Annotated in this window: 9 protein-coding genes and 1 pseudogene; all 10 read right to left on the reverse strand. The window is 45.7% G+C overall.

The annotated features are described in order from the left end of the window. Position 1: 1 nt before the first annotated feature. Positions 2-2,812, reverse strand: coding sequence for a penicillin-binding transpeptidase domain-containing protein (locus FNY66_RS07140; RefSeq protein ID WP_190324807.1), 2,811 nt, complete (start codon positions 2,810-2,812; stop codon positions 2-4). 40 nt (positions 2,813-2,852) lie between these two features. Continuing rightward, the gene (gene mreD, locus FNY66_RS07145) at positions 2,853-3,386 is read right to left on the reverse strand and encodes a rod shape-determining protein MreD (RefSeq protein WP_087150477.1); all 534 of its coding nucleotides are present in this window, start codon (positions 3,384-3,386) and stop codon (positions 2,853-2,855) included. 14 nt (positions 3,387-3,400) lie between these two features. Then, positions 3,401-4,273 (reverse strand): rod shape-determining protein MreC, encoded by an 873-nt coding sequence (gene mreC / locus FNY66_RS07150; protein ID WP_087150478.1) that lies wholly within the window; start codon positions 4,271-4,273, stop codon positions 3,401-3,403. Continuing rightward, on the reverse strand, positions 4,273-5,298 hold the full coding sequence (locus FNY66_RS07155; RefSeq protein ID WP_150310702.1) for a rod shape-determining protein: 1,026 nt from the start codon (positions 5,296-5,298) through the stop codon (positions 4,273-4,275). The genes mreC and FNY66_RS07155 overlap by 1 nt, the downstream gene beginning before the upstream one ends. 34 nt (positions 5,299-5,332) lie before the next feature. Further along, entirely contained in the window at positions 5,333-6,043 is a 711-nt protein-coding gene (gene radC / locus FNY66_RS07160) for a RadC family protein (RefSeq protein ID WP_150310703.1), read from the reverse strand. A gap of 117 nt (positions 6,044-6,160) precedes the next feature. Then, positions 6,161-7,741 carry an NAD(P)/FAD-dependent oxidoreductase gene (locus FNY66_RS07165; RefSeq protein WP_150310704.1) on the reverse strand — a complete coding sequence of 527 codons (1,581 nt, stop codon included), beginning with the start codon at positions 7,739-7,741 and terminating at the stop codon, positions 6,161-6,163. A 164-nt stretch (positions 7,742-7,905) separates the two neighbouring features. Next, on the reverse strand, positions 7,906-8,124 hold the full coding sequence (locus tag FNY66_RS07170; protein WP_150310705.1) for a hypothetical protein: 219 nt from the start codon (positions 8,122-8,124) through the stop codon (positions 7,906-7,908). A 473-nt stretch (positions 8,125-8,597) separates the two neighbouring features. Next, entirely contained in the window at positions 8,598-9,314 is a 717-nt protein-coding gene (locus FNY66_RS07175; RefSeq protein WP_150310706.1) for a hypothetical protein, read from the reverse strand. 297 nt (positions 9,315-9,611) lie between these two features. Next, positions 9,612-10,595 (reverse strand): annotated as a pseudogene (locus FNY66_RS07180) (transposase); the annotation flags it as partial. 94 nt (positions 10,596-10,689) lie between these two features. Beyond that, the gene (locus FNY66_RS07185; protein ID WP_150310708.1) at positions 10,690-11,943 is read right to left on the reverse strand and encodes a BaiN/RdsA family NAD(P)/FAD-dependent oxidoreductase; all 1,254 of its coding nucleotides are present in this window, start codon (positions 11,941-11,943) and stop codon (positions 10,690-10,692) included. Between the last annotated feature and the right edge of the window lie 16 nt (positions 11,944-11,959).

Below are 11,959 nucleotides of genomic sequence, written 5' to 3' on the forward strand. Positions count from 1 at the left end.
ATTAATCGCCGGCCATCTCGCTTCCCAGATTTGCTGCTTCTCCGGTGATCAGCTTATCTTTAAGATCCGGGTTAAAGTAGATCTGCGACACATCTCTTCCTATCTCGGAGGCATAACCTGAGTTATATCCGTTTACAATACGTACTGCTACAGATATCTCCGGTGAATCAGCAGGTGCATATCCTACAAAAAGCGCATGGTCTGCATGAAGCTCATTCTGCTGGGCCGTTCCGGTCTTTCCCGCCATAGAAAAATCCAGTCCTGAAAATGTTGCATGGCTGCTTACCATCAGTTCCATGCCCTGGTGCAGCTGGTCCCATGTACTCGAACTGATATCGTCCATCGTTCTTACGACTTCTGCCTCATTATCTCTCAGCAGGCTGCCGCTGGAGTCAGTAACTTTATCAATCAGTGTCAGGTCATAAACAGTGCCTCTGTTCGCCACCGCTGTAACATAACGGTTAAGCTGACTGACTGTAAAGTTATTATTTCCCTGCCCGATTGCTGACTGAATAGAATATTCATCAGATATATGCGGGGCTGCTTCATCAATCTCAAGTCCTGATTTTTCTCCCAGTCCATACATTTCAGCATATTTTGCGAGACGGTCCGTACCGCGAGTGCTGTCATAATTTCCTTCTGAATCCATGCCGAGTTCATATCCAATATTATAAAAATATACGTTGCATGAATTCTCGATTGCACCAACAGCATTGAGTGATCCATGACCGTTTGGATATACCCAGCACCGGGGACTGGGCTGAACTTCTGAAAATACACCGTTGCAGGAAAAAGTTGTGCCTGCATCGACAATCCCTTCCTCCAGCCCCGCGGTGGCAGAAACCATCTTGAATGTAGATCCCGGCGCAGTCTCCTCCTGCGTTGCTCTGTTATAAAACGGTCGTGAAGTACCACTGTTGAGCTGATTGTAGTAGGCCGAATCCATCGTATTAGCCAGACGGTTGTTGTCATATCCTGGATAGGAAACACAAGCAAGTACGTCGCCGGTGTTTGGATCTGTTACAACAAGACCTCCTGATCCCGGCTCGAGTCCCAACTGTCCCGGCGTAATCTCCAATGACTGAATCTTATCATACAGCCATCCGTAAGAATCGACAGTTCCCCTGAGCAGTCCGCTATAAGCGTCTTCATCCATCGGCAGTACCCCCTGTTCGTACACGATCGCGCAGATCTGTGTTCCGGTGACACTACCTGATTTTATAAGATATTCGTAGAGAAGTTTGTCGAAATCACTGTCATCCGTCAAATATTCTTCAATATATGTCAGAAGAGCCTGATATATCTCTTCCGAACTGGAATACGCGCTGTCGCCTAACTTTGATGTGTCAATCCAGTTCTGCGAGATAGCATAATTTAAATACGCATTAAGACTTATTGTTTCATCAGTCCTCCATGCAATATAGGTTTCGTCGGAAGTATCGATCTCACTGGTAAGCAAAATACCCGTCTTGTCGGCAAGTACATCGTTACAGATATAGGACATATATGCTTTCATTTCGTCTGACAGATCTTTGTATGCCGCTGAATCCGGGCTTTCAAGCTGTGACATGATCCCGGAAAGGGTTGATTCTTTGCTGTTCTGGAATACGGCATAAACTGCTTTTTCCGCTGTTCCTGCTTCATCATTGGCAAAATGATCCATGTCAATTACTTCATTCGCAATAAAAGCGTGATATGCATCGCTTATCGGAATGATAATATCACTCGCATCATTCTCGACCGATGGATCATAATCCAATATATTAGTCAGCTTACTCAGAACAATACCTGCAATTTTTTCCTCAAGCAGATTGTACGCATTGATCTGAAGATCTTTGTCGATTGTCAGGTATATATCATTCCCCGCTTTTGGGTCAGTCCTGCTTACTGTCTCGATTATTTTGCCCAGATTATCCACATAAAATGTAGATTTGCCTTTCACTCCCTGGAGCGTACTGTCAAATGCCTGTTCGATACCCGATTTTCCAACAAGGTCTGACAGAGAATATTTGTCTTTTTCATCTTCTGCAAGATTATCATATTCATCCTGCGACATAGGCCCGATATAGCCGATAATAGACGCAAAATACTTTCCATCCGGATAACGGCGCAGGGATTCTTCCTCAATATCCACACCGTTAAGCTTACTCTGATTCTCCATGATTGCGGCCACAGTCTCGTCGCTGACGTCCGATGCGAGAGTCGTAGAGAGGAACTGCTGGTAGCTGTTAAGCCCCATTGCATAACGCATATTCACCATTTTAAGAATATATTCCGGATCATTATTTTCGTCATCCAGGCCGTAACGTTTTGAACACAAGTGATGCATGATTCCGGAAGCAGACTGGTTTTTCTGTTCTTCAGTCAGATCATCAGTGTAAGCCTGTCCATATACGTCCGCGATAAAACGAAGTCTGAGTGTTTCATTTGTCTCTGCAAACTGATAATTTCCTGCCGAGTCAAGTATGATACCAAAACTGTCTATGACAGAATCTCCGTTATTTTCTACAATACTAAGCACCTGATCGAGCGTATTGTTGAGTATCTCGTTCTTATCTTCTGAAGATGTATTAGTAGGTACAGTGTCCTGTATAGTAACAGAGTATGCCAGTTCATTATAGGCGAGAAGATTGCCGTTTCTGTCATAGATATTTCCTCTGGTCGCTGCGATCTCGCTTGTTCTTCTGATCTGCAGCTCATAATTCTCCAGGTATTCCTCGCCTCTTACGATCTGGAGATAAAAAAGACGACCGATCAGAACGGAAGAAGTCAGGCAGAATACAATAATCAGTACCATCAGTCTGGACTTCATGATATATTCGATGCCTTCCTTTATCCTGTCAATGATTTCTCTAAACAAATTTACTTGCACTCCTTTTTTCTTCTGTCTCCAGTTTGTGATTGATAAACAGGAGCAATGGGTAAACAATAAGGGTAATTGCTATCGTATAAATAGTTTCCGGAATAATGATCCTGTTCAGATAATACAGAAAATTGAAGTCGCTCCTGAGCAAAAATGTCAGGAAATAAACGCCAAGTCCGTATACAAGATCGGTCCCGGCTATCAGGAATAGGGGCAGTTTGATATCTTCATCAAAATAAATCTGCTCAAACAGGCCGTTCACAAATCCTGCAGCCAGATAGATCAGCGCGTAAAATCCTATCATGTCTCCATGCTGGATATCAATCAGAAGACCGGAAGCAAATCCTACAAACATGCCTTCTCTCGGCCCTCTCATAAATCCGAATGAAGCGGTGACAATAAGCATGAGATTCGGCTTGACCCCTGCGATCTCCAGCGCCGGAAATACCGAGCACTGCAGAAGATAAGCGACAAGTATGATCACTGCCGTCACCACGATCCGTCTTATCTTTACTGCTTTCATGAATCACTTCTCCCCTATTCGCCTGTATCGTTCTCTCCGGTAAGCTCGGCTTTTGTAGTCGTTATCACAAGTACTTCCTGGATGTTCTTAAAGTCGACTGCCGGTGTAATGTATCCCGAACGTGTCAGGTTGTTGGAATCTACATTGATCTCACTGATCGAACCGATCAGAATTCCCTGCAGATATTTATCACTGATATATGATGTGACAATCTGGTCTCCGACCGATACTACATTGTCGTTATTCTCCATCTGGTCAAATGCGATCTGTCCGCTGCTCATGAGCGAGAGATCGCCGCTGACGATACATGTGTCGGAGGTTGAAAGGACCATCCCGCTCACATTTGTCGAGTCATCGATAATAGAACGTACTTTTGCCCACGTCGGTCCCACTTCCGTGACGATCCCGGCAAGGCCGCTTCCTGCCAGCACGTTCATATCTACTTCGATCCCGTCGTTACTTCCTTTATCGATCGTAAATGTATTAAACCAGTTTCCGGAATCTTTTCCGATCACATGAGCAGCCGTCTTCTCATACTCGGCATAGTTCTGGTCCAGTTCATACAATTCCTGCAGCCGTTCGTACTCGTAGCTCTCCTCCTGGAGATAGTTATTCTCTGTCGTAAGAGCGTCGACCTGTTCCTGAAGGCTTTCATTCTCGGCGCGGAGCTGTTCCATTGTCGAAAAATTATCTTTCATATCTCCCAGCCAGCCTCCGATGTAATTGATTCCCTGCTGAAGCGGGATAACCGTGACATTCGCCAGAACTTTGAACGGCCCGGCCGCCTTGTCTGAAAATGATGAGAGAACCATCATTAAGGCACAGAATAAGGAAAGTCCGAGCAGAATGTATCTGTTTGTATGTGATGTCTGATTCTTTTTTCTCATTATCTTAACCACCTGTAATCTTCATCCAACATAGAATACGTAAGACGTTTATAGTAACCGCGATCTGAAATGATCTTCCTGAGTCCATTTACTACACAGAGCTCAGGATCATCAACCGTAAGAACAGGAAGACCGATGCTCTCCCTGAGATATGTAGAGAGTCCCCGCAGATTCGCCATTCCTCCGGTCAGACATATTCCGGTCTTTTCTATAGCTCTGCGGACATCCGGCGGAGTCCGTTCGATCATGGACCGGATTGCTTTCACGCATTCCTCCAGAGGCTCCTTCATTGCCGCCCTGACCAGACTGATAGGAATATCTGTCTGAGACGGCACACCCGTAACAAGATCTCTGCCGGATACAGTGATCGCACTGTCCGTGCTCTGATCAAACACTCCGAATTCCCGCCGGAGTTTTTCTGCTGTTAACGTACCGATCAGGAACTCTCTGTTATGGCGCACAAGATCAGCGATGGAATTATCAAAGTTCTCCCCTCCGATCTTGAGCAGGCGGTTCATTACCATTCCGCCTAAAGACAATACTGACAATTCAGTAGTTCCGCCTCCGAAGTTTGCCACGAAGATCCCTTTCTCTCCGATCACATCCATGCCGAACCCCACGGCATCTGCAAGCCCTTTCTCCACGATCCGGACTGACTTGGCTTTTGCTTCCGAATGGAGGACCAGATCATAGAATGCTTTCTTCTCGACCTCGGTAACATCCGTCGGGACAGCCACTACGTATTCCGCGCCAAAGACAGAGCGCCTTCCTGTTCCCAGCAGGCTGCCGAGGAGATACTGCATATCGTCAAAATGCGCGATCACGCCGTTTCTCATCGGAAAGACAACCCTGATATCCACAGGCGCTTTCTCAAAGACTTCATAGGCCTCGTTCCCTACAGCAAATATATATTTTTTGTTTTTCATTGCTATGGCGTCTTTCTCACGCCATATCTTGTCCTGCTTTTTATCAAAAACCTTGATCTCATACGTACCGAGATCGAGGCCATAAACTTTTCCCGCCATAGTAAGACCACCCCTTATCAATTTACATCGACGGTCAGCTCCCTCTCTGCTGAAAGAACCCCTTTTCTTTCAGACTGATAAAACAATTGTTGCCTATGATGATATGATCGAGAAGTTCTATCCCGATCATCATTCCCGCTTCGTGGACCCGCCTTGTGATCCTGACATCCTCTTTGCTCGGAGTCGGATCTCCGCTCGGATGATTGTGCAGAAGGATGATCGACGAAGCATTCTTCTGAATCGCCTCTATGAAAAGTTCGCGCGGTGATACGAGCGCCATATCTACAGTACCGATTGATACATTCGTCTCCCCGATCAATCTGGAGCGTGTGTTCAGAAGAAGTAATTTCAGCACTTCTCTGTTTCTGTGGCGCATATCTTCCATATAGTAGCGCGCGATCGTAGTCGGCGAAGAGAAATCCAGTCCCTCGACAGCCGACTCTCTTGCCATCCGCTTCGACAGTTCCGACAGGCAGAGGATCTGGATCGCCTTGACACGTCCGATCCCCCGGACACGCATCAGACGCTCCATCGTCCACTGATGGATATTGTGGAGACCTGATTTACCAAAATCCGGATGAAGCAGACTTCTTGCCAGATCCAGCGAATTCTCGCCGCGCGTTCCGGTTCTCAGAATAACAGCGAGCAGTTCCGCGTCTGTCAGGTTCTCAGCCCCGAAACGTTCACATTTTTCATAAGGCCGTTCCTCATGATACATTTCTTTGATCGTATTGTTTTTGCTCATAAATTGACCCTTAGATCAGCGCGATGATACAATACAACGATTTATTTTAGCACAATTTAAAATATGTGTATAGGCATTACACATTAAAATTCTGTGAACAGTAACAGTCAGCCCGCATCATTTGCAAAGCCTGTACTTGCTGATCACTGCCTCCGCCACTTTGATCCCGTCCATGGCAGCCGATGTGATCCCCCCTGCATATCCCGCGCCCTCGCCGCACGGATAGATCCACGGGATACTGCTCCTGAACCCCTCATCTCTGCTGATCCTGACAGGAGATGACGTCCGGCTTTCCACGCCGGATAAGAGCACGTCTTTGTCTGCAAATCCCCGGATTTTATGATCCATTCTTTCAATTCCCTGCTGCAGCGACAGAGAAAGTTCCTCCGGAAAAATACCGCGCACATTTGCAAGGCTATAGTGTCCTTTTATATTCGGTTTTATACTTCCGAGCTCTTCAGACTTTCTGTTCTCACAGAAATCTTCAAACCGCTGGACCGGGACATTCCCTGCGCCTGCTTCCCACGCTCTTCGTTCCAGGTCTCTCTGAAACTGCACACCGGCAAGCGGATGGTCTGATCCGTAGTCATCGGGTGTGACTGTAACAATGACCGCACTGTTGGCATTCTCACCGGCACGCCCGTGATAGCTCATGCCGTTTACGGCAAGAAGTCCCGGTTCAGAGGAGGCATTGACCACATAACCTCCCGGACACATACAGAATGTATATACGCCTCTTCCGTTGTCCAGCTTCTCTGTCAGCTTATACGACGCCGCCGGAAGCCCGTCCCGCTCATCTCTCCCGTACATATTCCGGTCAATCAACTGCTGCGGATGCTCTACGCGCACACCTACTGCAAATGATTTTGCCTCCATACAAAATCCCCGCTCAAACAGCATCTCAAATGTATCTCTTGCACTGTGTCCGATAGCGAGGACAGCCGCTCCTGCCCTTATCTTCTCTTTGCCGTTTATTACAAGGCATCTTTCATCCGGAAGGATATCCGTGACCTGGCTGTGAAAACGGATTTCTCCGCCAAGCTCCGTGATCTTTCCCCGCATCCGCTCTACCACATCAATGAGGATATCCGTACCGATATGAGGTTTCTGTTCCCACAGAATATCCTCAGGAGCTCCGAACTGTACAAAGGTTTCCAGCACAAAACGGTTCCTGCCCGCCGCATCCTTTACGAGTGTATTCAGCTTTCCATCCGAAAATGTTCCTGCCCCGCCTTCTCCGAACTGTACATTGGAATCCGGATCGAGGAGTCCTGTCTCCCAGAATCGTTCTACATCCTTCTTCCGCTCTCTGACCGGAGCTCCCCTCTCAACAATGAGGGGGCGATAGCCTTCTCTGGCAAGAATATACGCGCAGAACAGCCCTGCCGGTCCGCTTCCCACGATCACCGGCCTGTCATGAAGTTCTTCCGAGCCGTGCTCCGGCACCCGGTATGATTCTTCGGATACTTTCACAGCCTTGCCTTTTAACTGTTTCAGGATCCGCTCCTCATGTTTCACCTCAAGATCGATCGAATACACATAACAGAGCTCCGGCTTTTTCCTGGCGTCGAGCGAGCGCTTCCTGATCCGGTACTGTTTCATATCATTTCTGTTGATCTTTAGTGTTTTTATGAGCTTTTTCTCCAGCTGCTCCTGCGTATGTGTAACCGGAAGTTTTAACTGATTGATCCTCAGCATAGATGTCTCTCGCTTTCCTTATATTTATAGGAAACGTCATAATAATGACGTTTCCTGCGCCGATTTTTGCTGTGCAAAGCACAGATCTTTCCTTGCAAAAATCGTGCGCATCCCCCGGAGGGTTTATAGTCAAGGGCAAATTATATTTGTCTTTGACTATAATATCACAGATACTGGACCGGCGAATGTCTGTTGGCTGTCTTCTGCTTCCCGTCCTCCGCCTCCTCAGGCGTACGGTACACTTTATCCTCCGGAACAGCAAGGGCGCCGCAGGATCCTACAAACTGTACAAAATACTGCCCGTCCTTTTTTGCGCTGACTCTCGCCCGTTTCACTTCATCATTTTCAATAATATAGCAAGTATCTCCGATTCCGAATTTCATCTGTATCATCTCCTAAAAGGCTCCTTCGTGTTCTTTCTTCTGTTAAGGTCTCATACCGCTTGGAAAAGGCGTGTTTTTGGGATTTTGGATGTATCTGATGCTGCCCTTTGACATAGTATAATAGACCCTGAAAAGAGTATAATCGTTTTTTTATCAGCTGTAAATATAGAATTTTCCGCCGCAGTATGAGCACGTTTCTATTTCACACCGTGATTTATGAATAGATCTGAATACGCTCTGTCCACAGTCAGGGCAAGGAACGTCGACGTAATGATTGTATAGTTTTTGGTATCAAAAAATACCCTCAGCAGGAACAGGGGCTTTTGCCCCCTAAAATACAAGGGATAAAAAGAAAGAAACAATCCGACAGAGAATTCGATTCCTAAAAAAGTACGAATTCTCTGGAATTGTCTCTTTCCCTCATATCAGAGGTTAAAATTCGGTATTAACCGGCATCCCCCTTTTACTCTAAACTATTTCGAAAATTTTCTGTAATGATATATTAAATATATTGAAAGAATGCCTGCAGCTATAATTATTAATAAAAATAAAGACACAATAAAGCTATTGTTATTTGGGAATGAAGCAGTTCCTTCAGAATCAACATCTGTAGTAAGCTCTTCGGCTTCTTTTATATTATCTAAGATTTCTTTTGTATCAGTATTACCGATGCTTTTTGTTCCCGGATTGTTTATGATACTTCTATAACATTCATGATTATTAGTTATAGTTAAAATACCCAGTTCAATATTAGCTGTCGGCAATTCAAGGAGATAAAAAGAATTAGTCGGGAGTTGACCGATAGCAGAGATCAGATCAAAATCATGCCAATATGAATATATATTCCACTTCTCTTTAAAAGTTATCCAAAACATCCCGATTCCTTTTCCGTTACTATCTACAGCCGGAATGACATATTCATTAGAGAACTTTAACGTGTCAGCAAGTGCAGTGCTGCTATTTGATATATTATCTGTTGTATATACGGGAAGTGTGTAACTATAATTAATTGTAGCGTTGCTTATTTCAGCAAAGTCACAAAACTCAGTCAACGAAATGTCTTCCTGAATTTCCATTATAATGTCTTTAGACGGAAGAGCCGGTTCTGCTTCTGCGGCTTCTGTTATTGCGCTGAATGAGCATACAGAACAAAATATGAGTGTAATCAGTAGAAGTATTTTTTTACACATATTGAATCCCTCCGTATTAATCGATGTAATCAACTACCCCGGTGCAAGCACTCAAGCACTGTGCTCGGCTCCTACGTCACCGCTCACAGCACTTGCCTTTCTCTCTTGCTCCCGCAAGATTGAAAGCGGGGTATGAAAATTTCTTTGTCTCTATTTTTACATATAATCGAATAAGCTCATTTGTCCATCCAGTCCTGTATTTCGAAATAATTTCTTATACTCATTTCCTTGGTTCTTTACATAAAAAAGCGCAGACCGCCCCTCCCTTCGATGTTTAGTGTTTTGAAATCCCTAAAATTATGCACTCTTTTTCAGCGCAAACAAATGGGTTCCCTTCTTTCCATTTTGAATCTTGTGATGAAGTTTTCTGATATTATGTGCAATTGCCAACAGAACGCTTTGCGCTTCTACATTTGCTTTTCCTCGATACCGAAATCTTCGAAAGCCTGTATCCTCTTTCAAATCACCAAAACTTCCCTCGGATTGGATACTCCGGTTCACCCGCAGCAGAATACCTTCTGCGCTGGTGATCCTTTCCAGATCTTCTTCCCGGTACTGGTTGAATTTCCGGGAAACATACAGGTTCTTTATCCTGTCTTTGTTTTTTTCTTTCTTTATCTTACTGACTTTCAGCCGTTTCCCGTTGTGGCAGGTGTAGGTGTCTTCCCGCGGATCATATTTCATATTTTCTGCCCGGCCGATGTCGTTTTGATAAGAGCGCTTTTTCCCAATCTCATAATTCGCCGGCTTGATAAATGCCTCTTTCTTTTCTTTCTCCAGATAAGCGTAATTCTCTTCGCTCTCATATCCGGCATCTGCTGTTACTCTTTTGTATTTGAAGTCATCTACATATTCTTCCAGATCCTTGAAAAAAGGGATCAGCGTTGTGGTGTCTGTAGGCTGTGGCCCAACTGTTAGCCAGGTGATATATTCAGAGTCTACCCCATGCTGGATGTTATATCCGGCTTTGAGCTGCCCGTTCCCCATTGCGTCTTCTTTCATCCTCATAAAAGTCGCATCATGGTCTGTCTTTGAATAACTGTTCCTGTCTCCGCAAACATAAAGTTTCTGAGTATATTCTTTTAGTTTTTCCAAATATTGCTCCAGTGTTTCAATACTTTTCTGCAATGGGGATTTCCTTTTCCCTGTCCCGTGTACAAACTCAATCCCTTCTTCCGCTTTCAGTCTGTACAGTTTTTTCCTCAGCTTTTTCAAATGTTTTACGGTAACTTTATTCTGGTAAACAATCCTCAAGCCATACATTTCTTCGCAGGACTTGACATATCACCAAATTCCTGTTGAGGTCTTATACTACTCGGAAAGCTAAGGTGCTGTCGTCGCTTTCTCGGGTCTTCTATTCTCTATGTTATGCTATTCAATTTTGCCTCTTTTTAGATAATTGGCTTTGCCCTTCTGCAGCGGCCGCCATACCCGCCGCATATCCGCTCGCCCATGCGAATGTAAGATTATACCCGCCGCACATGCCGTCCACATCCAGGAGCTCGCCTGCGAAGTAAAGTCCGGGTACATACACCGATTCCAGTGTTGCCTGGTCAATCTCTCTTGTGTCCACGCCGCCGCAGCATACCTGCGCCTTATCATAAGAATTCGTCCCGATAATACGGACACGAAATTCTTTTATCATGTGGGACAGACGCCTGATCTCGTCATCTGTAAGATCTCCCGAAGTTTTCTGCCGGGGAATCTTCACCAGCCTGATCCACAGGTCGCACAGCTTTTTATGAAAGAGTCCGATCAGAAACATTTCAGCACTTTTCTCCGGCCGTGTATTCGCTCGTGTTCTCAAAAACGCATACATCTGCTCCTCTGTAAAATCCGGCATAAAATCGAGTACCGCTTCCACTTCTTTCTTCGCATATAAAAGCTTTGAGGCATACCGGCTCACCTGAAAAACAGGAATGCCGGATATACCGTAATCGGTTATCTGGAGTTCTCCGGTATCTTTTGCAATACACGCCCCATCCGACCATATGGATACAGTACCGTTCACCCGTACTCCTGCAATGCTCTTAAAAAACTTTTCTTCACACTGCAGCGCAGTCAGGGCAGGAAGTACCGGAAGGATCCTGTGCCCGAGATTTTTTGCCAGATCATACCCGGAACCGTCAGATCCTGTCACCGGAGCAGCTTTGGAACCGGTACAGAGTATCACCTTGTCGGCGCGCACCGGCTGCCGGTCTGTCAGTACAGTGAATCCTTTCTTTCCCGGACGGATCTCTCTGCACGCGACTCCGGTGCGGATGTCCACCCCGAGCCGGTCAAGCTCCATGCGGAAGGCATCTAGGACTGCTGACGCCTGATCAGAATTCGGATATATATAGCCGTTTCTGTTCTTCGAGTATACCCCAAGCTGCAGGAAAAATGAGATTGCAGCCTGTGCGTCAAACTTCTGTATGACTTTCCAGGGAAACAGAGGATTTTCCGAGTGATAACAGATCGGTTCCTGATAGATGTTTGTGAAATTGCATCTTCCGTTTCCCGTGGAAAGGATCTTTTTTCCTATTCTGTCTTTGTGCTCCAGCAGGATCACATGTGCTCCGCCGGCCGCCGCTGTCACGGCTGCCATCATTCCGGAAGCGCCGCCGCCGATCACCGCAACTGTTCTCATAGCCGTATCCTCCCTT

It is taken from the genome of Mediterraneibacter catenae, assembly GCF_008691045.1.
GTDB classification, from domain to species: domain Bacteria; phylum Bacillota; class Clostridia; order Lachnospirales; family Lachnospiraceae; genus Mediterraneibacter; species Mediterraneibacter ornithocaccae.